18 protein-coding genes are annotated in these 24,322 nt (G+C 61.4%); 4 read left to right on the top strand and 14 right to left on the bottom strand.

Annotation, left to right across the window (positions count from 1 at the left end):
* Positions 1–33: 33 nt before the first annotated feature.
* The 9 genes from bamA to rpsB form a co-directional block, all read right to left on the bottom strand.
* On the bottom strand, positions 34–2,370 hold the full coding sequence (gene bamA / locus JAB4_RS14175; protein WP_070221517.1) for an outer membrane protein assembly factor BamA: 2,337 nt from the start codon (positions 2,368–2,370) through the stop codon (positions 34–36).
* Between the two features lie 83 nt (positions 2,371–2,453).
* Positions 2,454–3,815, bottom strand: coding sequence for an RIP metalloprotease RseP (rseP, locus tag JAB4_RS14170; protein WP_070221518.1), 1,362 nt, complete (start codon positions 3,813–3,815; stop codon positions 2,454–2,456).
* Positions 3,812–4,996 (bottom strand): 1-deoxy-D-xylulose-5-phosphate reductoisomerase, encoded by a 1,185-nt coding sequence (ispC, locus tag JAB4_RS14165; RefSeq protein ID WP_070221519.1) that lies wholly within the window; start codon positions 4,994–4,996, stop codon positions 3,812–3,814. Before ispC ends, rseP begins: the two co-directional genes overlap by 4 nt.
* 8 nt (positions 4,997–5,004) lie before the next feature.
* Positions 5,005–5,838 carry a phosphatidate cytidylyltransferase gene (locus JAB4_RS14160; protein WP_070221520.1) on the bottom strand — a complete coding sequence of 278 codons (834 nt, stop codon included), beginning with the start codon at positions 5,836–5,838 and terminating at the stop codon, positions 5,005–5,007.
* Positions 5,838–6,605, bottom strand: coding sequence for a polyprenyl diphosphate synthase (gene uppS / locus JAB4_RS14155; protein WP_070221521.1), 768 nt, complete (start codon positions 6,603–6,605; stop codon positions 5,838–5,840). Before uppS ends, JAB4_RS14160 begins: the two co-directional genes overlap by 1 nt.
* A gap of 100 nt (positions 6,606–6,705) precedes the next feature.
* Positions 6,706–7,266 (bottom strand): ribosome recycling factor, encoded by a 561-nt coding sequence (gene frr, locus JAB4_RS14150; RefSeq protein ID WP_070221522.1) that lies wholly within the window; start codon positions 7,264–7,266, stop codon positions 6,706–6,708.
* A 166-nt stretch (positions 7,267–7,432) separates the two neighbouring features.
* Complete coding sequence (gene pyrH, locus JAB4_RS14145; protein WP_034752258.1) at positions 7,433–8,149, bottom strand: UMP kinase; 717 nt, start codon at positions 8,147–8,149, stop codon at positions 7,433–7,435.
* A gap of 147 nt (positions 8,150–8,296) precedes the next feature.
* Positions 8,297–9,208: a translation elongation factor Ts gene (tsf, locus tag JAB4_RS14140; RefSeq protein WP_070221523.1), complete on the bottom strand. Its 912-nt coding sequence runs from the start codon at positions 9,206–9,208 to the stop codon at positions 8,297–8,299.
* Between the two features lie 158 nt (positions 9,209–9,366).
* Positions 9,367–10,119, bottom strand: a complete 753-nt coding sequence (gene rpsB, locus JAB4_RS14135; protein WP_010397614.1) for a 30S ribosomal protein S2 — start codon at positions 10,117–10,119, stop codon at positions 9,367–9,369.
* Between the two features lie 400 nt (positions 10,120–10,519).
* Here rpsB and map point away from each other — a divergent pair, with 400 nt between their 5' ends.
* The 4 genes from map (at position 10,520) to JAB4_RS14115 (ending at position 15,656) form a co-directional block, all read left to right on the top strand.
* Positions 10,520–11,332 carry a type I methionyl aminopeptidase gene (map, locus tag JAB4_RS14130; RefSeq protein ID WP_070221576.1) on the top strand — a complete coding sequence of 271 codons (813 nt, stop codon included), beginning with the start codon at positions 10,520–10,522 and terminating at the stop codon, positions 11,330–11,332.
* Positions 11,333–11,387: 55 nt separating this feature from the next.
* Positions 11,388–13,955 carry a [protein-PII] uridylyltransferase gene (locus JAB4_RS14125; RefSeq protein WP_070221524.1) on the top strand — a complete coding sequence of 856 codons (2,568 nt, stop codon included), beginning with the start codon at positions 11,388–11,390 and terminating at the stop codon, positions 13,953–13,955.
* A gap of 41 nt (positions 13,956–13,996) precedes the next feature.
* The gene (locus JAB4_RS14120; protein WP_034752263.1) at positions 13,997–14,746 is read left to right on the top strand and encodes a pseudouridine synthase; all 750 of its coding nucleotides are present in this window, start codon (positions 13,997–13,999) and stop codon (positions 14,744–14,746) included.
* A 145-nt stretch (positions 14,747–14,891) separates the two neighbouring features.
* Positions 14,892–15,656, top strand: coding sequence for a PilZ domain-containing protein (locus tag JAB4_RS14115; RefSeq protein ID WP_083287073.1), 765 nt, complete (start codon positions 14,892–14,894; stop codon positions 15,654–15,656).
* 95 nt (positions 15,657–15,751) lie between these two features.
* On the opposite strand, the gene def is transcribed toward JAB4_RS14115, so the two are convergent.
* From def to smc, 5 genes are read right to left on the bottom strand one after another with little or no spacing between them, the layout of a single operon-like run.
* Entirely contained in the window at positions 15,752–16,288 is a 537-nt protein-coding gene (def, locus tag JAB4_RS14110) for a peptide deformylase (protein WP_070221525.1), read from the bottom strand.
* Positions 16,285–17,178, bottom strand: coding sequence for a UTP--glucose-1-phosphate uridylyltransferase GalU (gene galU, locus JAB4_RS14105; protein WP_070221526.1), 894 nt, complete (start codon positions 17,176–17,178; stop codon positions 16,285–16,287). The genes def and galU overlap by 4 nt, the downstream gene beginning before the upstream one ends.
* Before the next feature lie 20 nt (positions 17,179–17,198).
* On the bottom strand, positions 17,199–19,550 hold the full coding sequence (gene ligA / locus JAB4_RS14100; protein ID WP_070221527.1) for an NAD-dependent DNA ligase LigA: 2,352 nt from the start codon (positions 19,548–19,550) through the stop codon (positions 17,199–17,201).
* 14 nt (positions 19,551–19,564) lie between these two features.
* Positions 19,565–20,731 carry a cell division protein ZipA C-terminal FtsZ-binding domain-containing protein gene (locus tag JAB4_RS14095; RefSeq protein WP_070221528.1) on the bottom strand — a complete coding sequence of 389 codons (1,167 nt, stop codon included), beginning with the start codon at positions 20,729–20,731 and terminating at the stop codon, positions 19,565–19,567.
* Entirely contained in the window at positions 20,728–24,255 is a 3,528-nt protein-coding gene (smc, locus tag JAB4_RS14090) for a chromosome segregation protein SMC (RefSeq protein ID WP_071650209.1), read from the bottom strand. The genes JAB4_RS14095 and smc overlap by 4 nt, the downstream gene beginning before the upstream one ends.
* Positions 24,256–24,322: the final 67 nt, after the last annotated feature.

Here is a 24,322-nt window from a genome sequence, read left to right as displayed (position 1 = left end):
AGTAAAAGCTGTCGCCCCCGTTCAGATGGCCGGTCAGAAACCGGTGCCCATCTGGAACTGGAAGCGCTCCAGGCGGTCCGTCGGCTTGGCGTTCAGGGGCTTGGCGTAGCTCAGCTTGAGCGGGCCCACCGGTGAAATCCAGCTGATGCCCAAGCCAGCAGAATAGCGCAATTGCGAGATCCGCATTTTTTCGCCTTCCTGGTAGACCTGGCCGCCGTCAAGGAAACCGAACCAGCGCAAGCTGCGGTCATTGCCCGAACCGGGGAATGGCATCTGCAGTTCCGCATTACCGATCAGGCGCGAAGCGCCGCCCAAGGCATCGTTGGTGCTCGGTTCGACCGCGCCCAGCGAGGAACTCAGGTAGCCGCGCACCGAACCGATGCCGCCGCCGTAGAAGTTCTTGAAGACCGGATACACGTGCTTGCCGATACCGTGGCCGTAATCGATCTCGCCCTTCAGCGCCAGGGTGACCTTGCTGAACAACGGACGGAAATACTGGTGCTCATAAATGGCGCGGAAGTATTTCTGGTCGCCGATCAGGTCGGCCTCGAGGTTGACGCGCTGGTAGCGGCCGATCGATGGCGTCAGGGCGCTGTCGCGGCTGTCGCGCTGCCATGCCGCCGTCAGCGGGATGGAATTCGTGGTGGCCGAACCGATACCGTCGGACGGGCCGCCATTGTCGATCACGTACTGCTTGAAGCGGATCGGGCTGGTGATATCGGTTTCGATGCGCGAGCGCTCGGCGCCGATGCCGAAGAAGACGGTGTCGACTTCCGAGAACGGCACGCCGAAACTGACGCGGCCACCGGTCTGCTTGATCTTGTAGCTGCCGATGTTCAGCGCCGGCGGTTCCGTCGTGCGCAGATAGACTTCGAAGCTGCGCGAAATGCCGTCGTCCGTGAAGTACGGATTGGTTTGCGAAAACGCGATCGTGCGGCTGTAATGGCTGGTATTGAGTTCAATGCCGACCGTGTTGCCGCTACCGGCGAAGTTGGCTTGCGAAATCGAGGCCGACAGGGTGAATTTTTCCGATTGCGAGAAGGCGCCGCCGATCAGGAAGTTACCGGTCGGTTTTTCCACCACCGTCACGTTGACGTCGACCTGGTCGGTCGTACCCTGCGCTTCCGGCGTGTCGATGGTCACGTCCTTGAAGTAGCCGAGGCGGTCGACACGGTCGCGCGACAGCTTGATCTTGTTGCTGTCGTACCAGGACGATTCGAACTGGCGGAATTCGCGGCGGATGACTTCATCGCGCGTGGTGGTGTTGCCGGCGATATTCATGTGGCGCACGTAGACGCGCTTGCCCGGATCGATGAAGAAGGTGAAACCGACTTCATGCTTTTCGCGGTTGATCTCGGGATTGGCGTTAACGTTGGCAAACGCATAGCCGAACGTGGCCAGGCGGTCCTGGATGCGCTTGTTCGTCGCCGTCAGGCGCGCGCCCGAGTAGATGTCGCCTTCGCGCATCAGGTTCAGCGCTTTGAGCTCTTCTTCGCGGCCGAACATCTCGCCTTCGAACTTGGTGCCGGCGATCTTGTACTTTTCACCTTCGGTGATGTTGATCGTCAGGTAGATGTCTTTTTTATCGGGCGTGATCGACACTTGCGTCGAATCGACCTGCATCTCGATGTAGCCGCGGTCCAGATAGTAGGACTTCAGCGCTTCGATGTCGCCCGTCAGCTTGGTCTTCGAATACTGGTCGGCCTTGGTGTACCAGCTGAACCAGCCGCCCGTGTTCAGGGCCAGCTGCTCGCGCAGTTCCTTGTCCGTGAAGGCCTTGTTGCCGACGATGTTGATCTGCTTGATGCGGGCCACGTCGCCCTCGTCGACGGCGAACACCACGTTGACGCGGTTGCGCTCGATCGGCGTGACGGTGGTGGTGATCTTCACGCCGTACAGGCCATGCGACAGGTACTGGCGCTTGAGTTCCTGTTCCGCGCGGTCGACGGAGGCCTTGTCGAAAATCTTGGCTTCACCGACGCCGATTTCCTTCAGCGCCTTGACCAGCACGTCCTTTTCAAATTCCTTGGTACCGGTAAATGCCACGCTGGCGATGGCCGGACGTTCCTCGACCAGCACCACCAGCACGTCGCCATCGGCTTCCAGGCGCACATCCTTGAACATGCCCGTCGCATACAGGGCCTTGATGGCGGCAACGCTCTTCTCGTCGGAGAACGTTTCGCCGACACGCACCGGCAGGTAGGCAAAGACGGTGCCCGCTTCAGTACGCTGGATCCCTTCGACCCGGATGTCCTTGACAGTAAATGGCTGGACGGCCAGCGCGTGGCCGGAACAGATGGCCATGACGGCGGCGCCGATCAGGCTGCGGCGAAAGGAAGGCAAGGCAAAACGAGCAGAATGTAATTTCATTGGGGTTATTCAATGGGTAAATCAATGGACAACATACACAAAAGATTGCTTGTGCGACTCACGCAATGGCCTCAACCAGCGTCCTAATTCAGCAATCGCAACACGTCATTAAAGACGGCAAGCACCATCAAGGTCAGCAACAAACCTATCCCCAGGCGCTGGGCAATCTCGCCTACGCGCTCCGGCAAGGGGCGTCCGGTCAAAACTTCCAGCGAATAATACAGCAAATGCCCGCCATCCAGAACAGGAATGGGTAGCAAATTCATCACGCCCAGACTGATACTGATGAAGGCGATGAAGCTCAGGTAGCTTACCAAGCCGATGCGCGCCGTCTGGCCCGCGTAATCGGCGATGGTAATGGGTCCCGTCACATTCTTCAGAGAAACCTGGCCGGTGATCATTTTGCCCAGCATTTTCAGGCTCATGACACTGGTATCCCAGACCTTGGCGGACGCCTTGCCCACGGCAGAGAACGGTCCGGAGGCCACGGTGATCATATCCGGCACCTGTCCCAGCTTTGCTTGTATCTTACCAACTGTTACAGCTCCCTCTGCCCCGGCGCCCGGCACGGCGTCCGGCGTAATGGGCAAAGTCAGGTCCTGGCCCTGGCGCAAGAGCTGCAATTGCAAGGTGCGGCCCGGCGCCTGGCTCAGGGTGGCGATGACGGCCGCCACGTCGTGCACGGGTTGTTCGTCGATGGCCAGGATCTGGTCGTTTTTCTGCAGGCCGGCGCGCGCGGCGGCGCCATCGGGCATGATTTCCATCAGGGTGGGCGCGGAACGGGCCAGGGTCAACCCCAGCTTGCCCAGCACGTCGCCTTCCAGGTCCGTCTCCGTCAGGCTGGCCGTCGGCAAGGTCGCTTCCTGCTGACCACGGTCGGGACGGCGCACTTCGATGCGCGCCGGCAGCTTGTCGAGGGTAGCCTGGATCAGTTCCCAGCGCAGCTCGGACCAGCTGGCCACGGGCTTGCCATTTACCGACTCGACCGTATCGCCGCTGCGCAAGCCGGCCGCATAGGCGGCAGTCTGTTCGGCCACGGGACCGAGCTTGCTCGACGGCTCTTCGATGCCATGCATGAACAGGCCCGCGTACAGCACGATGGCGACGAGGAAGTTGGCCAGCGGGCCGGCGGCCACGATGGCGATGCGGCGCCACACGCTCTGGCGCGTGAATTCGCGGCGCAATTCGCTTTCCGACAAGTCGCTGAGGTCTTGCGCGCGGCTGTCGAGCATGCTGACATAGCCGCCCAGCGGCAGCGCGGAGATCGCCCATTCCGTCTGGTCCTTGCCAAACTTGCGCGAATACACCACTTTTCCCATGCCGATCGAGAAACGCAGCACTTTCACGCCGCACCAGCGCGCCACCAGGTAGTGGCCCAGCTCGTGCAGGGTAATCAGCGAACCGAGCGCGACGATAAAGGCCAGCAACGTGGTGATGAGCGTCATGCAGCCAGCCTTTGCGCGATATACGCGTGCGCGGCCGCTCTGGCCAGGCGGTCCTGCTCCATCACGGCGTCGATGCTCGAAGCGGCGCCATGCGGCACCGTCTCGATCACGTGCGCGATGACCCTGTCGATCTGGCGGAAGCCGATCTGTTCGTCAAGAAACGCTTGCACGGCCACTTCATTGGCCGCATTGAGCAAAGCCGGCGCCGTGCCGCCCGCGCGCAAGGCGTCGAAGGCCAGCGCCAGGCAGGGGAAACGGCGGAAATCGGGACGTTCGAACTGCAAGGTGGCCACTTGGGCCAGGTCCAGCTGCGCCACGCCGGACGCGATGCGCTGCGGATACGCCAGCGCATGGGCGATCGGCGTGCGCATGTCCGGATTACCCAGCTGGGCCAGCACGGAACCGTCGATGTACGAAACCATCGAATGGATCACGCTTTGCGGGTGGATCAACACCTCGATCTGGTCGGCCGGCGCGCCGAACAGCCAGTGCGCCTCGATCACTTCCAGGCCCTTGTTCATCATGGTGGCCGAATCGACGGAAATCTTGCGCCCCATGGCCCAGGTCGGATGCCTGCATGCCTGGTCCGGCGTGACCGTGTCGAGCGTCTCGACGTCGCGCGTCAGGAAAGGGCCGCCGGAAGCCGTCAGCACGATTTTCGCCACGCCCGCGGCGCCCGGCGCGCGGCCATGGGCGTGCGGCATGCATTGGAAGATGGCGTTGTGTTCGCTGTCGATGGGCAGCAGCACGGCGCCGTTGTCATGCACGGCATCGATGAACAGCTGGCCGGACATGACCAGCGCTTCTTTATTGGCCAGCAATACTTTCTTGCCGGCACGCGCTGCCGCCAGGGTGGGCGCCAGGCCGGCCGCGCCGACGATGGCCGCCATCACGCCCGTCACCTGTGGCGCGCTGGCGATGTCGCACAGGGCGTCCACGCCGTACTCGACTTGCGTATCGACGCCCTGCCCGCGCAGCAAACGCGTCAGTTCAAGGGCGGCGTCGGCCGTGCCGACGACGGCGCGCCGGGGGCGAAATTGCAGGCACTGGGCGGCCAGTTCGGCCACGCGGCTGTGGGCGCTCAGCGCATACACGCTGTATTGCTCCGGATGACGCGCGAGGACGTCCAGGGTGGACACGCCGATCGAGCCGGTCGCGCCAAGAATGGTGATGTATTGCATGAGTTTCCTTAAAGCCAGCTGGCCACGAGGGCGGCAAATGGCAAGACCGGGATCAGCGCATCGATACGGTCGAGTACGCCGCCATGGCCGGGCAGCAGCTTGCTGCTGTCCTTGATGCCGGCGCGGCGCTTCAGCTGGGATTCGAACAGGTCGCCGACGATGCTGGCCGCAACGATCAGCAGCAGCACCAGCAAGGCCACCAGCCAGCCGCGGCGCAATTGCAGCTGCACGGCGAAGGTGTCTTGCAATACCGGCAGCGATGGCGCGGCCACGATGGTGATGGCGGAGATGACCAGCACGGCGATGCCGCCGCCGATGGCGCCTTCCCAGGACTTACCTGGGGAAATACTTGGCGCCAGTTTGCGCTTGCCGAACGCCTTGCCCGAGAAATAGGCGCCGATATCGGCGATCCACACGAGGGCCATCACGGACAGCAGGTACAAAGGGCTATGCAGGAACAGGGCGATGATGGCGACGAAGCAGCCGACGATGGTCACCGGGTACACGAAGCTGAGCAAGGTATTGCCCAGGCCTTCGGTGGGCGGCAAGCCTGTTGCCAGCGAAGGCACGAAGCGGATCAGCCAGATGGCCACGCACAGGGCGAACCAGAAATTGAGCTGCGCCATGCCGTTGCCGACAAAAAAAGTATACGCGAAGGCGGCAGTCCAGACGGCGGCGATCAGCAGCGCGTGGCGATTTTTGAAGATGCGGAAGCTTTCCCAGACGGCGGCGCCGAAGAACGCCGTGGCGATCACGGCGAAGGCGGGGAAATAATTCAGATACAGAACCGGCAGCAAGACCGCCAGGAGGACCAGGGCGGTGATTATCCGTGTTTTCAGCATCAGTTTGTCTTTTCAGTTAATTGCGCGCTGGTACGGCCAAAGCGCCGTTCGCGCTGCTGGTAAGACGCGATTGCCGCGTCGAGGCACTCGCCATTGAAGTCGGGCCAGAAAGTTTCGGTGAAAAACAACTCAGTGTACGCCAGTTGCCACAGGAGGAAATTGGAAATGCGCTGCTCGCCGCCCGTGCGGATGAACAGGTCGGGCTCGGGTGCGTAAGCCATGGCCAGGTGCGGCGCCAGTTGCTCTTCCGTGTAAGCGTGTCCGGCAGACTGGCCATCGGCGAGCGCCTGGGCCGTCATTTTATTGACTGCCTGCATGATGTCCCAGCGGCCGCCGTAGTTGGCGCAGATGGACACCGTCAGGCGCGTGTTGTTCGCCGTCTTGCGCTCCGCATTGGCGATCAGGGTTTGCAGCTCGTCGTTGAAGCGCGACAAGTCACCCACCACCTTCAGGCGGATGTCGTTCGCATGCATCTTGACCACTTCGCGTTCCAGCATCGTGACGAACAGGCGCATCAGCATCGACACCTCTTCTTCCGGGCGGCGCCAGTTTTCCGAGCTGAAAGCAAACAGGGTCAGGTATTCGACGCCGCGCTCGATGCAAGCCTCGACGATGCCGCGCACGGCATCCGCGCCCTTGACGTGGCCAGCCACACGCGGCAGGAAGCGCTTGGTTGCCCAGCGACCATTGCCATCCATAATGATTGCCACATGGCGCGGCACCGTGCCCACTTCAGGTACTGCCGTTGTCGAACTCGAATAGATCATGAAAACACGAATACCAAAAAATAAAAGATAACTATTATGCTCCAAATAGCACTGCCCGGAAAAGCCGTGCTTTTCCGGGCAGCGCCAAAAGGACTGAAAACTAGACGGTCAGCACTTCTTTTTCTTTGTCGACAACCATCTTGTCGATGTCGGCAATAAACTTGTCCGTCAGCTTCTGCACTTCTTCCGACGAGCGACGCTCATCGTCCTCGGAGCAGGCTTTTTCCTTGACCAGTTTTTTCAGCGACTCATTCGCATCGCGGCGAATGTTACGCACGGCGATTTTCGCGTCTTCCGCTTCGCTCTTGACCAGCTTGACCATTTCCTTGCGGCGCTCTTCCGTCAGCGGCGGCGTCGGAACGCGGATCAGGTCGCCCTGTGCCGATGGGTTCAGACCCAGGTCGGCGTCGCGGATGGCTTTTTCGATGGTGTTGGCCATCTTCTTCTCGTACGGCTGCACGCCGATGGTGCGCGCATCGATCAGGGTCACGTTGGCCACCTGGGTCAACGCCGTCGGCGAACCGTAGTACTCGACCATCACGTGGTCCAGGATACCCGTATGGGCGCGGCCGGTACGCACTTTGGCCAGGTCGGCCCGCAGTGTTTCCAGCGACTTCGTCATGCGTTCCTGGGTATTTTTCTTAACGTCAGCTAAGGACATTGCTGTACTCCTTGTCTTGATAATAATGAATATTGCTACTTCGCTTGCGATGAAAACACCAGCGCAGTCGGGAGTGCCAAAAACCGTTCAGGGCAAGGCGCGGCGCCGAATGTACGGCAAGGCACTGCAACGCAGCCATGGACGGCTTCTCGGCGCTCCGCTTCCCTTATACGTGAACCAAGGTGCCTTCGTCTTCGCCCATGATGACGCGCATCAGCGCGCCCGGCTTGGTGATCGAAAACACTTTAATCGGCAGTTTCTGGTCGCGGCACAGGGCGAATGCGGTGGCATCCATTACTTGCAGATGCTTGGCGATGGCGTCGTCGAACGTAATCGTGTGGAACAGGGTGGCGTTCGGATCCTTCTTCGGATCGGCTGTGTAGACGCCGTCGACCTTGGTGGCCTTCAGGACGATCTCGGCGCTGATCTCGGAACCGCGCAGGGCGGCTGCCGTATCGGTGGTGAAGAACGGATTGCCGGTACCGGCAGCAAAGACGACCACTTTGCCTTCTTCCAGGTATTGCAGGGCTTTCGGGCGGACGTACGGCTCGACCACTTGTTCGATGCCGATGGCCGACATGACGCGCGCGGTAATGCCGACATGGCGCATGGCATCGGCCAGGGCCAGTGCGTTCATCACCGTGGCAAGCATGCCCATGTAGTCGGCGGTGGCGCGGTCCATGCCTTGCGCACCAGGCGCGACGCCGCGGAAGATATTGCCGCCGCCAATCACGATTGCCAGTTCCACACCCAACTTCGCCACCTCGGCCACATCGGCCACCATGCGCTCGATCGTGGCGCGGTTGATGCCGTAGGGATCATCGCCCATCAGGGCTTCGCCGGACAACTTGAGGAGGACGCGCTTGTAGGCTGGTTTTGACATGAGCTGGGGCTCCATAAATGAGGTTATTCGAGTATGACATGGCGCAGCGCCTTGCAGCGCCGGATAGGCGGGAGGAAGCTGCCCATGCCGCCGCCCGGCACACAGGTGCGGGCGGGCCAAAAAAACGGGCCTCTCGGCCCGCTTTACTTACGCTCCCTGGGAGGCAGCCATCTGTGCTGCGACTTCTGCTGCGAAGTCGTCTTGCTTCTTCTCGATGCCCTCGCCCACTACGTACATGGCGAAACCTTTGACGCTGGTGTTAGCCGCCTTCAGCATTTGCTCAACCGACAGCTTGTCGTTTTTCACGAAAGCTTGGTTCAGCAGGGAAACTTCTTTCAAGAACTTCTGTACGGAACCTTCCAGGCGCTTGGCCAGGATTTCCGGCGATTGCGCTGGCTTGCCTTCGGCGGCCGCTTTGGCTGCGTCTTCTTCGGCTTTCAGTTGTGCAACCGAACGCTCTTTTTCGATCAGTTCCGCAGGAACTTCGTTCGACGACAGCGACACTGGCTTCATGGCAGCGATGTGCATGGCCACGTCTTTGCCCACTTGCTCATCGGGGCCGTCGAATTCGACGATCACGCCAATGCGCGAACCGTGCAGGTACGAAGCCAGCTTGGCGCTGGTTTCGAAACGCTGGAAGCGGCGGATGGTCATGTTTTCGCCGATTTTGCCGATCAGGGCAGCGCGCACGTCTTCCAGGGTCTTGCCATCGAGTGGCAGGGCCAGCAGGGCAGCGACGTCAGCCGGGTTGTGTTCCGCTACCAGACGGGCAGCGTTGTTGGCCAGTGCCAGGAAATCGTCGTTTTTCGCAACGAAGTCGGTTTCCGAGTTCACTTCGACCAGGGCGCCTACGCCATTGGCGATGTAGGTTGCCACGACGCCTTCAGCGGTGATGCGTGCCGATGCTTTCGATGCCTTGCCGCCCAGTTTGACGCGCAGGATCTCTTCCGCACGAGCCATGTCGCCTTCGGCTTCGGTCAGTGCTTTTTTGCATTCCATCATTGGTGCGTCGGTTTTGCCGCGCAATTCGCCTACCATCGCTGCTGTAATCGCTGCCATGTGTTTCTCCTGATTCGGTGAGTCGATAGTCGCGGCCGGGCATGCATGCCTCGCCAGCGGTCACTATCGTTTTTTTGTTAAAAAAAAGGGGGAGCTGCTGCCACCCCTTTTCCCTTACTGCTGTGCTTACAAACGGCTATCTTGCGATAGCCTGGCCATTAAGCCTGTTCGTTAACTTCGACGAATTCGTCGCCAGCGGCTGCTTTAACCATTTCAACAACTTCGTTACCGGCAGCTGCACGGCCTTCGATGATTGCGTCAGCAACACCGCGAGCGTACAACATGATGGCTTTCGAGGAGTCATCGTTACCTGGGATCACGAAGTTCACGCCTTCTGGGGAGTGGTTGGTATCGACAACGCCGATGACCGGGATACCCAGTTTAGCCGCTTCGGTGATCGCACCTTTGTGGTAGCCGACGTCGACGACGAAGATTGCGTCAGGAATGCCGCCCATGTCCTTGATGCCGCCGATCGATTTTTGCAGCTTGATCATTTCGCGGGAGAACATCAGCGCTTCTTTTTTCGACAGCTTCTCGATCGAACCGTCTTCGATCATCACTTCCATGTCTTTCAGACGCTTGATCGAGGTTTTGATCGTTTTGAAGTTGGTCAGCATGCCGCCCAACCAACGTTGATCAACGAAAGGCACGCCAGCGCGTTGTGCTTCAGCAGCGATGATTTCGCGAGCTTGACGCTTGGTGCCAACCATCAGGATGGTGCCACGGTTTGCAGCCAGTTGACGCACGTGCTTCATTGCGTCCTGGTACATCGCCATGGTTTTTTCCAGGTTGATGATGTGGATCTTGTTGCGATGGCCGAAGATGAACGGTGCCATTTTTGGATTCCAAAAACGGGTTTGGTGACCAAAGTGGACACCGGCTTCCAGCATTTCGCGCATTGTTACGGACATTATTAACTCCAGGGTTGGGTCTGGAATCCGATCAGTCACCATACAGGCACCCTTGTCGACCGGATTCGCGTGTTTATATAAATTAAAGACACTGTTTTACTGCATTGCTTAAAAGAGAATTCAAGCAACCCGGGATTCTACACTGAAATGCCTGCCGCATCAAGTCCGCACCGCAAATCGCGCGCCCGGCGGAAACAGCCGGCGCACCACGATGGTGCAAGGCGTGGCCGCACCGCCTTTTCATCCGCTTTCTCCCCACAAATCCCCTCCCGGCCATAGGAAGGAGGCGGCGGATTCAGGGCGCCTCGTTTATAATTTCGGCATATTTGCAGACTTTTCCCCATACAGCAGGAATCGTCTGTGCTTTTCACCTGAATTCTTGCAGATTGCGAATTACACCATGTCCACCATCCGTATCAATACCGCCGCCGACATCGAAGGCATGCGCATTGCCGGCAAGCTCGGCGCCGAAGTGCTCGACTACATCACCCCCTTCGTCAAGGTGGGCGTCACGACGGGCGAACTCGATCGCCTGTGCCACGAATACATGGTCAACGTGCAAGGCACCATCCCTGCCCCGCTCAACTACTGCCCGCCCGGCTACACGCCCTATCCGAAAGCCATCTGCACCTCCGTCAACGACGTCATCTGCCATGGCATTCCCGGCGACAAGGTCCTGAAAAGTGGCGACTCCGTCAACCTCGACATCACCGTCATCAAGGATGGCTACCACGGCGACAACAGCCGCATGTTCCTTGTCGGCACGCCGACCATCCTGGCCAAGCGCCTGTCGGAAATCACCTATGAGTGCATGTGGCTGGGCATCGATCAGATCAAGCCGGGCGCCCACCTGGGCGATATCGGCCACGCCATCCAGCAGCACGCGGAAAAGGCCGGCTACAGCGTGGTACGCGAATTCTGCGGCCACGGCATCGGCAAGGTCTTCCATGAAGAGCCGCAAGTCTTGCACTACGGCAAGCCAGGCACCCTGGAGCGCCTGGAAGCGGGCATGATTTTCACGGTGGAACCGATGATCAACTCGGGCCGCCGCGAAATCCGCGAAATGAACGATGGCTGGACCATCAAAACCAAGGACCGCAGCTTGTCGGCGCAATGGGAACACACGGTGCTGGTCACGGAAACGGGCTATGAAGTGCTGACCGTCTCGCCGGGCATGCCGCCGCCGCCCGCCTTTATCGGCAATAAAGCCTGATAAGCGTCATTAATCAAGCCTGACCCCACCCGACCCACCGCCACCCAGGGCCCAGATGAAAAAGCAAGTTCGGGAACAGCTGAAACAGCAACTGAAAGCCGACCGCCAGGTCGTCATTGCGGCCTTCCAGGCCGACGGCAAGCCTGAAAAACTGCTGCGCAGCCTGCGCCACAGCGTCGATGGCGTGCTGGCGCGGGCCTGGCAGGAAGCAGGCTTGCCGCCAGGCACGGCCCTGGTGGGCGTGGGCGGCTATGGCCGGGGCGAACTGTTTCCGTATTCCGACGTCGACCTGCTGATCCTGCTGCAACAATCGCCGGACGCCGCCACGCAGGAAAAGCTCGAGGAACTGGTGCAACTGCTGTGGGACCTGGGCCTGGAAATCGGCCACAGCATCCGCACGGTCGATGAATGCCTGGTCGAATCGAAGGCCGACATCACCGTGCAGACGAGCTTGCTCGAAGCGCGCCTCGTGTGCGGCAACGCGGACCTGTTCGCGCAATTGCAGCAGCGCTATGACGCGGCCATGGACCCGCAAGCCTTCTTCCAGGCAAAAACGGCGGAAATGCGCCAGCGTCATGCCAAGTACGAAGACACGGCGTTCAGCCTGGAACCGAATTGCAAGGAAAGCCCGGGCGGCCTGCGCGACCTGCAGGTGATCCTGTGGGTGGCCAAAGCGGCCGGCCTGGCGAACTCGTGGCGCACCTTGGCCACGGGCGGCCTGATCACCCTGACGGAAGCGCGCCAGCTGATGGAAAAGGAGCGCGCCTTCAAGGATATCCGCGTGCGCCTGCACCTGCACGCGGGGCGGCGCGAAGACCGCCTCGTGTTCGACGTGCAGACGGCGATCGCCGAATCGCTGGGCCTGCAAGCGACGGGCAGCGGGCCGCACATGCGCCGTGCCAGCGAATTCCTCATGCAACGCTACTACTGGGCCGCCAAGACGGTGACCCAGCTCAACACGATTTTGCTGCAAAACATCGAAGCGCGGCTGTTCCCGCAGGACGACGTGGCCGTGCCCATCAACGAGCGCTTCAATGAAGTCAACAGCCTGATCGACATCAGCGCCGACGACACGTTCGAGCAATATCCATCGGCCATGCTGGAAGTCTTCGTGCTCATGACGGAGCGCCCGGCCCTGAAGGGCATGACCTCGCGCGCCACGCGGGCCCTGTGGCACGCGCGCTTCAAGATCGACGCCGCCTTCCGCCAGGATCCCGTCAACCGCGCCCTGTTCCTGCGCATCATGCAAGCCCCTGTCGGCATCATCCACGCGCTGCGGCGCATGAACGAGATGAGCATCCTGGGGCGCTACCTGCCGAATTTCCGCCGCATCGTGGGCCAGATGCAGCACGACCTGTTCCACGTGTACACGGTCGACCAACACATTCTGATGGTGGTGCGCAACATGCGCCGCTTCACCATGAGCGAACACGCGCACGAATATCCGTTCTGCAGCCAGCTGATGGCCGATTTCTCGCAATCGTGGCTGCTGTACGTGGCGGCCCTGTTCCACGACATCGCCAAGGGCCGCGGCGGCGACCACTCGAAGCTGGGCGTGGCCGACGCCACCCAGTTCTGCCAGGACCACGGCCTGTCTGCCGAGGACACGGAACTGGTGGCTTTCTTGGTGGAAAATCACCTGACCATGTCGCAAGTGGCGCAAAAGCAGGACTTGTCCGATCCCGACGTCATCGCCGCCTTTGCGAAAGTGGTCAAGGACGAGCGCCACCTGACGGGCTTGTACCTGCTGACGGTGGCCGACATCCGCGGCACCAGCCCGAAAGTGTGGAATGCCTGGAAGGGCAAGCTGCTGGAAGACCTGTACAAGATCACCCTGCGCGTGCTGGGCGGCGAGCCGCACACGGCCGACCGCGAGCTCAAAAACCGCCAGCAGGAAGCGCTGGCCACCCTGCGCCTGTACGGCTTGCCGCCCGATGCGCACCAGAAACTGTGGCAACAGCTGGACGTGGCGTATTTCCTGCGCCACGACGCGTCCGACATCGCCTGGCAGACGCGCTCGCTGTATGACAAGCTCGACAGCAAGTTGCCGGTGGTAAAATGCCGGCTGGCGCCCATCGGCGAAGGCTTGCAGGTGGCCGTGTACATTCCCGACCAGCCCGACCTGTTCGCGCGCATCTGCAGCTATTTCGACCGCAAGAATTTCAGCATCCTCGACGCGAAGATCCATACGACGAAAAATGGCTATGCGCTCGACACCTTCCTCGTCACCGAGCAAAACTTCGCCAAGAGCTACCGCGACATCATCAGCCTGATCGAGCATGAGCTGGGCGAGCTGCTGCAGTCGCAAACGCCGCTGCCGCCGCCGGGCAAGGGACGGCTGTCGCGCCTGTCGCGCACCTTCCCCTTCCAGCCGACGGTGGACTTGCGGCCCGATGAAAAAGGCCAGTACTACCTGCTGTCGGTGGCGGCCAACGACCGCACGGGCCTGCTGTACGCGATCGCCAACGTGCTGACCAAGTACCGCATCAACTTGCACACGGCCAAGATCATGACCCTGGGCGAGCGGGTCGAAGACGTCTTCCTCGTCGACGGCCCCGCGCTCAACAATGCCCGCAACCAGATATTGCTGGAAACCGATTTACTCGATGCGCTGAAAGTGTAAGCTTTCCGCGCAGCGCCTACCCTTACTGAAACTGAAACAACATGACCGAAGAATTATTACGCTTGTCCAAACGCATGTCCGAACTGGGCCTGTGCTCGCGCCGCGAAGCCGATGAATGGATCGCCCGCGGCTGGGTCCGCGTGGATGGCAAGGTGGTGTCCGAACTGGGCAGCAAGGTCTACCCGAGCCAGCGCGTCACCGTGGAACGCCAGGCGGCGGCCGAGCAATCGAAGCGCGTCACCGTGCTGATCAACAAACCCGTCGGCTACGTCAGCGGCCAGGCCGAAGACGGCTACACGCCCGCCGTGGCCCTGATCAAGGCGGAAAACCGCTGGGCGGAAGACCGCAGCCCGGAACAATTCCATCCGACCCAGCTGCGCAGCCTGGTGGCAGCGGGACGGCTGGACATCGATTCCGTCGGCTTGCTGGTCCTGACGCAGGACGGCCGCGTGGCCAAGCAGCTGATCGGCCACGATACCGACATCGACAAGGAATACCTGGTGCGCGTGAGCTACACCAAGGGCGGCACCCTGCCCGACAGCGAGCTGAAAAAGCTCAACCACGGCCTGTGGCTCGACGGCAAGCCGCTGTTGCCGGCCAAGGTGCGCTGGCAAAACGAAGACCAGCTAAGCTTTACTTTGCGCGAAGGCAAGAAACGCCAGATCCGCCGCATGTGCGAAGCCGTGGGCCTGAAGGTGCTGGGTTTGAAACGCGTGCGCATCGGCAAGGTCAAACTGGGCGACTTGCCTACCGGCCAATGGCGTTATTTGAGCGCAGACGAACAGTTTTAAGCGGCGACGTCAAGGCGGCATGCCAGGCCAGCATACATAAGCAACAGGAATATAGTGATATAAAATCAATTATTGTGATTTACTTAGTAAATATTGCCTTAAACCTATACACTATTCCCCATTAGAACAAAAGAGATACGCTGTCGTGAACGATCCCATCCCCAATCCCCTGCGCAAGGGCGCGCCCAGTCTGGCTGACGTGGCCGAGCCGATGGCCCCCGGCACCAAGCCGCACCATATGAGCGATCCGTGGGATATCGGCGAAACCTTGTGCAGCCTGGCTGACAACGGCGACGCCATCTCCATCTACCCGGCTGGCGGCGAAGACCTCATCCTGGGGCGCGTCCTGTCCGTTGATGATGACTTGCCGCAATTCGTGCTGGAACTCAATGAAGGTGCGACCCTGCCGCCTGGCGGCGCCACGTTTGTGTCGTGGGTACAAAACGCCAAACTGCAGTTCACCATCAATGGCGAATGGCAAGCGTATCCCGAGCGGCCGAACGTCTACCTGACGAACTTTCCCAGCCATTGCCTGGTCCTGGAGCGGCGCGAATCGGCCCGCCTGGAAACACCGCTGGGCGTGTACTACCTGGCCGCCTTCGTGCTCGAGGGCCGTCCATATGAATTGCAGCTGTATGATTTCTCGGCCGGCGGCATCGGCATGCGCGCCCATCCGCGCGACACGGTAGGCCTGTACGTGGGCCGCAAGCTGTCGCGCGTGCGCCTGGAGCTGGGGCCGGACAAGGTCATGATCGCCGACCTGGAAATCCGCCTGTCGCGCACCTTCCGCTCCTTCCTGCTGGGCGAGCAGGTGCAGATCGGCTGCCGCTTCCTGAACCTGACGGATGCCATGCAGGATGAGCTGAAGGCATTGCTCGATAACCTGGGCAGCAGCCGCAAGGTGCGCTAGTTGAGTACTGGGGTCAGACCCTCAACACCGCCAACACATAGCTTTGCGCTAACGCATCCGGGGGTCTGACCCCGGACGTCCAGGTTAAGCGGCAATTAATCGTCGTCGTTCGGATCCAGGTCGGGGAACATGACCTCGGTATAGCCGAACTGCGTGAAGTCGACGATACGCATCGGATACAGGATGCCGTGCAGGTGGTCCACTTCATGCTGCACCACGCGCGCATGGAAGCCGTCGCAGTCGCGGCTGATGGGCTGGCCGAACTGGTCGACGCCTTCGTAGTGCAGCTCGCTCCAGCGCGGCACGCTGCCGCGCAGGCCGGGCACGGACAGGCAGCCTTCAAAACCCTCTTCCTTGCGTTCCGACAAAGGCGTCAGCACGGGGTTGATCAGCACGGTTTCCGGCACTTGCGGTGCGTCGGGATAGCGCAGGTTCTGCTTGAAGCCGTAGATCACCACTTGCAGGTTGACGCCGATCTGCGGCGCCGCCAGGCCTGCGCCATTGGCCGCGTGCATGGTGTCGAACATGTCGGCGATCAAGGCATGCAGTTCGGGCGTATCGAATTCACGCACGGGCTCGGCCATCCGCAGCAGGCGCGGATCGCCCATCTTCAGGATTTCACGTACCGTCATTTTGCGTCCAGTGTCGATTGCAGTTCTTGCAGGTAAGTGCGAAAGGCCGCGCCCGTTTCCGGGTGTTTCATGCCCATCGCTGTCGTTGCCTTCAGATAACCGAGCTTGGAGCCGCAATCATAACGCTGCCCCTTGTAACGGTAAGCCAGCACGCGCTCTTCACGCATCAGGGCGGCGATGCCGTCCGTCAACTGGATTTCACCGCCGGCGCCCGTACCGATTTTTTCCAGGTGCTCGAAGATGCGGCTGGTCAGCACATAACGGCCGACCACGGCGAGGGTCGACGGCGCCTCTTCCGGCACGGGTTTTTCCACGATCCCCGACACCAGCTCCAGGTCAGGCTGATAATGCTGGGCGCTGACGATACCGTACTGCCTGGTTTCCGCGCGCGGCACGTCCTGCACCGCCAGCAGCGAACAGTTTTCATACTGGAACACATCGGCCATCTGCGCCAGCACGGGGCGCACGCCCTCTTCCACATCCATGAAATCGTCGGCCAGCAAGACGGCAAACGGCTCGTCGCCGATCACGGGACGCGCGCACAGCACGGCATGCCCGAGGCCAAGCGGCGCCGACTGGCGGATGTAAATGCAATTGATGTGCTTGGGAATGACGTTTTGCACCATTTCCAGCAACTGGCGCTTGCCGGCCGCTTCCAGTTCCGACTCGAGCTCATAGGCCGTATCGAAATGGTCTTCGATGGCGCGCTTGTTGCGGCCCGTGATGAAGATCATTTCCGTGATACCCGCAGCCACGGCTTCCTCGACCGCGTACTGTATCAATGGCTTGTCAACGATGGGCAACATTTCCTTCGGTTGCGCCTTGGTCGCAGGCAAGAAACGGCTGCCCAGGCCGGCGACGGGAAAGACTGCTTTTCTGATTTTTTTCATGGGTCTTCTGTAATGAATGATTAGTCTTGCGCCAACAGGGTCAGCAGACCAGCCTCGTCGAGTATGGCCACACCCAGCTCCTGCGCCTTGGCCAGCTTGCTGCCGGCGTCCGAACCGGCCACGACGTAAGCGGTTTTCTTCGACACGGAACCGCTGACCTTGCCGCCGGCCGCCTCGATCAACTCCGCAGCCTCGTCGCGGCTCATGTTGGGCAAAGTGCCCGTCAAAACAAAGGTCTTGCCGTCCAGTTTGCCGCCAGCAGCTGGCATTTCAGGCAATTGTGACAGTAATTCATTTCGTAGCGCGTCCAGTTGACCAAGCAGCTTGACATTGCCCTCATCGGCCAGCCATTGCGCCAGCGCTTCGGCCACGGCGGCGGGCAAGCCCGCGTGGAAGCTGGCACCCTGCGCCGCCAGACTGGCCAGGGTCACGCCCCGCTCCACCAGCTGTTTGCTGCGCGGCTCCGTCAGCTTCGGAATACCGATGGCGGCCAGCAAGGTGGTTTGTTCGAGCTGCGCGCGCAGCTTGGCGCTGGGCGCGTGTTCGCCCTGCGGCGTGACACCAGCGTCCAGCAATGCCTGCAACGCCTGCTGGTTCTTTTCTTCGGCAAAGAAATCGGCAATCGACTCGGCCACTGTGCCGCCGATGTCGGGCAGCACGCGCAGCAAGGCGGCCGGCGCCCGGCGCACATAATCGAGACTGCCCAACCACTCGGCCAGGGTCTTGGCCGTCGATTCGCCCACGTGGCGGATGCCCAGCGCAAACAGGAAACGCTCGAGCGGCGGGCGCTTGCTCGCTTCGATGCCTGCCAGCAGATTTTCCGCCCACTTGGTGGGAATCTTGCCTTGTTGCACTGTTTCCGGCGTCGAACCGTCGCGCTCGTCGGCGCGCAGCTTCATTTCCAGCAATTTATCCAGGGTCAGGCTGTACAGGTCAGCCAGGCCATGCACGTATTCGAGTTCGACCAGGGTATCGATATAACGTTCCCCCAGACCTTCGATATCCATCATGCGGCGGCCCGCGAAATGACGGAAAGCCTCCTTGCGCTGTGCCGAGCAGAACAGGCCGCCCGAGCAGCGGGCGATGGCCTCGCCCTCTTCGCGCACCACGTGCGAGCCGCACACGGGGCACGCTTCCAGCATCTTGAACGGCAGCGGCGCCGGCGCCAAGCGTTTTTCCAGCACCACGCTCAGCACTTCCGGAATCACGTCGCCGGCGCGGCGCACGATGACGGTATCGCCCACGCGCACATCCTTGCGCAGCACTTCGTCTTCATTGTGCAAGGTGGCGTTGGTCACCGTCACACCGCCCACGGACACGGGCGCCAGGCGCGCCACGGGCGTCATGGCGCCCGTGCGGCCCACCTGGATATCGATGCCCAGCACTTGCGTCAGCGCTTCTTCGGCGGGGAACTTGTGCGCCAGCGCAAAACGCGGCGCGCGCGACACAAAACCCAGCTCCTGCTGGTCTTCCGTCGCGTTCACCTTGTAGACGACGCCGTCGATTTCATACGGCAAGGAGGGCCGGCGCGCGCCGATATCGGCGTAGTAGGCAAGCAAGCCCTGCGCGCCCTGCACCACCTTGCGCTCCTTGGACACGGGGATGCCCAGGGTTTCGTACCAGTCCAGCAAGGCCGAGTGCGACACCGGCATGGCGGCGCCTTCCAGCGCACCGATGCCGTAGGCATAGAAACGCAGCTTGCGCTGCGCCGTGATGCGCGAATCGAGCTGGCGCAGGCTGCCGGCCGCCGCATTGCGGGGGTTGGCGAATTCCTTCTGCCCCGCTTCGCGCTGGCGTTCGTTCAGGCGGGCAAAATCGCCCTTGAACATCATCACTTCGCCGCGCACGTCGAGCACGGCTGGAATCTTGTCGCCATGCAAGCGCAGCGGGATGCCGGAAATGGTGCGGATATTCGCCGTCACGTCCTCGCCCGTGGCGCCATCGCCGCGCGTGGCCGCCTGCACGAACAGGCCGCGCTCATAGCGCAGGTTGATGGCCAGGCCGTCGAATTTCACTTCGGCAGCATAGTCGACATCCGTACCATCAAGGTCCAGGCCTTCGCGCACGCGGCGGTCGAAGTTGATGATATCGTCATCGGTGAAACCATTGTTCAGCGACAGCATCGGCACCGTGTGCGTGACTTGCTCGAATTGCGGCAGGGGCGCCGCGCCCACGCGCAAGGTGGGCGAATCGGGCGTACGCAAGTCGGGATGGGCCGCTTCCAGCGTTTGCAGTTCGACGAACAGCTTGTCGTACTCGGCGTCGGGGATGGTGGGATTGTCGAGCACGTGGTAGGCGTGCAGATGCCGGTTGAGTTCGGCCGTGAGTGCCAGGACGCGAGCGGCGGCGTCCTGGTTGATCGGATCAGTCATTGTTGCGGGATTCTTCAGCTAAATAAACGCAGGGCGCGGGTGGAACCGGCCGGAATGTCGGCCGCATCCATTTCCTGGTAAAACTCTTGCACCTGGCCGGCGATCTCGGCCAGCGCCGCATCGGACAAGGCCTGGTTGTAATCGTCGACGATGGTCGCGTCGAGGCGGCCCACCAGCGCCTTGGCGCAGGCGACCATGGCGCCGAAACCGTCGCGCGCGGGCGCCACGCAGGGCACGTCCAGCAGCAGTGTCAAACGGGGCGTGGTTTCCTCGGCCAGGGTGACATTCGTCGACAGCGAGAACAGATAACTGCCTTCGCCGTCGGGCATGACGAAACGGCCGTCCGGACGCACGTCGAAGCCCTGCTTTTCCAACGCGAACAGCAAGGTGGAAATGGCCCATGGCGCGCCATTTGTATGCAGGTTCACGCCCAGCTGGGCGTCGTGACCGGCGACGAAACGGTGCAGATTGCGCGCTTCGGCCATCACTTCCATCATGTCGGGCACTTCCGGCTCGGCGCCGATCTCGTCGGCAACGCCGCGCAGGCGCGTGACCAGTTCCGAGTATTCGAGTTCATTCAGGGCCGTGCTGCGGCTGGCCAGCTGTACGCCGCCCTGCATCTTGGTGTAGACACCGCCATGCGTGATCGGTTCCCAGTCGCCATTCACGTGCAAGCCGATGAAGTGGACGGGCTTGTTGCCCACCAGGCGCAGGGTTTGCAGCACGGGCAGGATCTTGTCGCCGCGCACGGGCGCTTCCAGCGACAAAGGCAGCAGGCAATCGATCAGCGGGTCGACCAGGCTGGTCGCCTGTTCGCTGGCGGCGCTCACTTCCTGCTGCAGCGGCGCGGCCACGGCAGCAGGCGCTTCCACGCCGGCATCGCCGAGCGACGGTTCCGCATGCACGGGGGCTTCGGGCACGGCGCTAGCGGGCGGCGCGCCGAACGACGGTTCGGCCTTGGCGGCGGGCGCGGCGTCAAAGCGCGGTTCCTGACGCAAGACGGGTTCCTGGGCTTCCACCGCAGGGGCGTCGCCCTCGCGCATCAGCACGTCATCGTGGTCGGTGGAAAAAGCCCGCTCCACGCTTTTCTTGGCCTTGTATTCCTGCCATTTGTTGTACGAGAAAACGCCGACGATAAAAACGCCGCCGGCGCCGAACAAGGTAATTTGAAGGTCTGTCATGCTGCTTGTGCCTCGGTTGCAAAATTTGCGGCGGACTCCATGTCCACCGCCACGATGCGCGATACGCCCTGCTCCTGCATCGTCACACCGATCAATTGATGGGCCATTTCCATCGCAATCTTGTTATGCGAAATGAAAAGGAATTGGGTCTGGTCGGACATGCGCTTGACCATGCGGCAGAAGCGTTCCGTGTTCGAATCGTCCAGCGGTGCATCGACTTCGTCGAGCAGGCAGAACGGCGCCGGATTCAGGCGGAACATGGAAAACACCAATGCGGTCGCGGTCAGCGCCTTCTCTCCACCGGACAACAGGTGGATGGTGGCATTTTTCTTGCCGGGAGGCTGCGCCATGACTTGTACACCGGAATCGAGAATCTCGTCGCCCGTCATGGTCAGCCTAGCCTGTCCCCCGCCGAACAGGATGGGGAACAGCTCGGAAAAGTGGTGGTTGACCTTGTCGAACGTGTCTTGCAGCAAGTCGCGCGTTTCCTTGTCGATCTTGTGGATCGCGTCTTCCAGCGTGTTGATCGCTTCCGTCAGGTCGGCGTTCTGCGCGTCGAGGAAATTCTTGCGCTCCGACGCCTGCGCCAGTTCGTCCAGCGCGGCCAGGTTGACGGCCCCCAAGGACGTGATGGCATTGGTCAGGCGCGTGACTTCGCCCTGCAGATACGATGGACGCATATCCGGATGCAGTTTTTCCGTCAGGGCGGCCTCGTCGGCGCCCGACTCCAGCAGTTGCTGGGCGAATTGCTCCTGGTTCAGGCGCGCGGCCTGTTCCTTGAGCTGCATTTCCATGATCTTGTCGCGCTGCGGCTGCAGGCTGCGTTCCGATTGCGTGCGCGCATCTTCGGACAGGCGCAGCTGCTGCGTAATTTGATCGAGTTCATGGCGCGCGTCGGCCAGCGCCCGCTCCTGCGTCGTGCGGCGCTCGAGCAGATCCTGCAAGCCGTCGGCGGCCGCGCCGCTTTCCAGGCTGGCCAGTTCCTGCTGACCAGCTTCCAGGCTTTCCGTCACTTGCTGGGCCTGCGTACTGGCCGTGGCGATATTGCGGCGCAATTCCTCGATCTTCGCGCGGTGGGCTTTTTCCGCGTATTCCGTATCCTTGGCGGCCCGCTCCAGGTCGCGCAAGGCTTCGCGCGCCTCGGCCAGCCGCTGTTCCTTCTGCAGGAAATCCGTGTGGCCGTCTTCGTGCGCTTCCTGCAAGTTGCCCAGTTCCATGTCCAGCTGTTCGAATTTCTCTTCCGATTCGGCCTTGATCTGCTGCTGCTCCGCTTCCTGCGCGGCGATTTCCGCCAGGTCGGCGCCGATCTGCGTGCTGCGCTGGTTGAAGCGCGCTTCCACTTCCGACAGTTTCACCACGTCCAGTTGCAGGGTATGCACGGAGGAAGTGAGCTGCTGTATGCGCAGGCGCAAGTCGGACAGGTTGCGCGTGAGCGTCGCCACGGCGGCGTCGGCCCGCACGGAACGGGCGCGCGCCTCTTCGGCCAGCAGTTGCTGGGCGCGCAGCTGCTTGCCGATATTCTCGATTTCCTGCTGGCGGCCCAGCATGCCTTCCTGCTCCGAATCGGCCGCATAGAAGCGCACGCTGGTGGCCGTGACCACGTGGCCGGCGCGCGTGACGAAATAGCCGCCCGGCGGCAATTTCGCCCGTTCGGCCAGCGCCTCGGCCGCGTCTTCCACGGCGTAGGCGTTGTACAGCCAATCCTGCAGCAAGCCGCGCAAGCCGGGATCGTTGAGTTTCAACAAGTTCAAAAACGGTTTCAGGCCTGGCACATCCGGCAACGGCAGCGGCGCCACGGTCGATGGCGCGTACAGGGCCAGCTTGGCCGGCGGCGCGTCCGCAAAGAAAGCCTTGGCCCAGTCGATATTCGACAGTTGCAGGGCCGACGTACGCTCGCGCAGGATCGACTCCATGGCCGCTTCCCAGCCCGCTTCGATCTGCAGCTTTTGCCACAGACGGGGCAAGGTGTCGAGTTCGTGCTTTTTCAGCCACGGCTGGACCTTGCCCTGCGTCTGCACCCGTTCCTGCAATTGTTTCAAAGCAGAAAGACGCGCTTCCAGCTGGGCGTTGGCGGCCGTCTCGGCATTGACTTGCGCCTGCGCCTCGGCCCGCTCCTGCTCCAGCTTCGGCTGCTGCTCCAGCGCTTCTTCCAGGTAGAAACCCTGCTCTTCCAGGGTTTGCTGCTTTTCTTCCAGCTGCAGTTTCAGGTTTTCCAGGTGGCTGCTATCGGGCAAACTCAGGCTGTTCTTTTCCTGCTGCAGCCGCTCGCGGCGCGTCAACAGGCTGGCCAGGATGTTCGATGCATTGCGCTGGTGCGCCGATTCCAGTTCCAGCTGCTGCTGGGCCTGCATAATCCGCGCGCGCGATTCCGTGCTCTTGTTTTGCGCGGCGCGCCAGGCCGCGTCCAGCTCGGGCAATTGCTCGCCCTTCTGCTCGGCCATCATTTGCGACTGTTCCACCTTGGCCGCCAGTTCCTCGAGGTGGAACTCCGCCTCTTCGATCTGTTCCTGGTATTCGCTACCCTGTTGCGTCCACTGGTCGCGCTGGGCCGTCAGGGTGGCCAGCTGGGCCTGCAGGCGGGCGCGCGATTCGATGACGAACTTGATCTGCGCTTCCAGGCTGCCGATTTCCGCATTCGTCTGGTACAGATGGCCTTGCGCCGTATGCAGCCGGTCGCCCACGGCAAAGTGCGCCTGGCGCATCTGCTCCAGGGTCAGTTCCACGTTGCGCAGCTTGGCCGTCTGCTCTTCCAGGTCCGTCTGCGCCTGTTCCACTTCGCGGAAATAGCGCGTCTGCTCGTTTTGCGCCTCGTTCTTGCGCAGCAGCCACAACAGTTTCTGCTTTTCTTCCTGGTCCGCCTGCAAGGCGTGGAAACGCGTGGCCACGGCCGCCTGCGCTTCCAGCTTTTCCAGGTTGGCATTGAGCTCGCGCAAGATGTCTTCCACGCGCAGCAAATTCTCGCGCGTGTCCTGCAAGCGGTTTTCCGTCTCGCGGCGGCGTTCCTTGTATTTCGATACGCCGGCCGCTTCTTCCAGGAACACGCGCAATTCTTCGGGGCGCGATTCGATGATGCGCGAAATCATGCCCTGGCCGATGATGGCGTAGGCGCGCGGACCGAGGCCCGTGCCGAGGAAGATATCCTGGATGTCGCGCCGGCGCACGGGCTGGCCATTGATGTAATAGGTGGAGGTGCCGTCGCGCGTCAAGGTGCGCTTGACGGCGATCTCGGCGTACTGGCCCCACTGGCCGGACGCCTTGCCATCGTTGTTATCGAACACCAGCTCGACCGAGGCGCGGCCAGCCGGCTTGCGGTGCGTGGAGCCGTTGAAAATGACGTCCTGCATCGATTCGCCGCGCAATTCGGACGCTTTCGATTCGCCCAGCACCCAGCGCACGGCGTCGATGATGTTCGACTTGCCGCAGCCATTCGGCCCGACCACGCCCACGAGCTGGCCTGGCACCTGAAAATTGGTGGGATCGACGAAAGACTTAAATCCCGACAACTTGATGGAAGAGAGACGCACGTGTTTTAGAGTTCCTGGCCTATGCTGGCGGTTATATTATGGGTGAACCCGGTTCATGTTCAGTTCA

The sequence above is a fragment of the Janthinobacterium sp. HH102 genome, from assembly GCF_001758625.2.
Classification (GTDB): Bacteria; Pseudomonadota; Gammaproteobacteria; order Burkholderiales; family Burkholderiaceae_D; genus Janthinobacterium.
The sequence above is the reverse complement of the archived record's forward strand: the minus strand, read 5'-3'. Positions and strand labels throughout refer to the sequence as shown.

Excerpts from the sequence above, each read along its gene's own strand:
- uppS (WP_070221521.1), bottom strand. The coding sequence starts at position 6,605 with ATGATCTATTCGAGTTCGACAACGGCAGTACCTGAAGTGGGCACGGTG.
- JAB4_RS14095 (WP_070221528.1), bottom strand. The coding sequence starts at position 20,731 with ATGACAGACCTTCAAATTACCTTGTTCGGCGCCGGCGGCGTTTTTATC.
- JAB4_RS14125 (WP_070221524.1), top strand. The coding sequence starts at position 11,388 with ATGAAAAAGCAAGTTCGGGAACAGCTGAAACAGCAACTGAAAGCCGAC.
- bamA (WP_070221517.1), bottom strand. The coding sequence starts at position 2,370 with ATGAAATTACATTCTGCTCGTTTTGCCTTGCCTTCCTTTCGCCGCAGC.
- rpsB (WP_010397614.1), bottom strand. The coding sequence starts at position 10,119 with ATGTCCGTAACAATGCGCGAAATGCTGGAAGCCGGTGTCCACTTTGGT.
- galU (WP_070221526.1), bottom strand. The coding sequence starts at position 17,178 with ATGAAAAAAATCAGAAAAGCAGTCTTTCCCGTCGCCGGCCTGGGCAGC.
- ispC (WP_070221519.1), bottom strand. The coding sequence starts at position 4,996 with ATGCAATACATCACCATTCTTGGCGCGACCGGCTCGATCGGCGTGTCC.
- JAB4_RS14160 (WP_070221520.1), bottom strand. The coding sequence starts at position 5,838 with ATGCTGAAAACACGGATAATCACCGCCCTGGTCCTCCTGGCGGTCTTG.
- tsf (WP_070221523.1), bottom strand. The coding sequence starts at position 9,208 with ATGGCAGCGATTACAGCAGCGATGGTAGGCGAATTGCGCGGCAAAACC.
- def (WP_070221525.1), bottom strand. The coding sequence starts at position 16,288 with ATGACGGTACGTGAAATCCTGAAGATGGGCGATCCGCGCCTGCTGCGG.
- map (WP_070221576.1), top strand. The coding sequence starts at position 10,520 with ATGTCCACCATCCGTATCAATACCGCCGCCGACATCGAAGGCATGCGC.
- pyrH (WP_034752258.1), bottom strand. The coding sequence starts at position 8,149 with ATGTCAAAACCAGCCTACAAGCGCGTCCTCCTCAAGTTGTCCGGCGAA.
- JAB4_RS14120 (WP_034752263.1), top strand. The coding sequence starts at position 13,997 with ATGACCGAAGAATTATTACGCTTGTCCAAACGCATGTCCGAACTGGGC.
- frr (WP_070221522.1), bottom strand. The coding sequence starts at position 7,266 with ATGTCCTTAGCTGACGTTAAGAAAAATACCCAGGAACGCATGACGAAG.
- rseP (WP_070221518.1), bottom strand. The coding sequence starts at position 3,815 with ATGACGCTCATCACCACGTTGCTGGCCTTTATCGTCGCGCTCGGTTCG.
- ligA (WP_070221527.1), bottom strand. The coding sequence starts at position 19,550 with ATGACTGATCCGATCAACCAGGACGCCGCCGCTCGCGTCCTGGCACTC.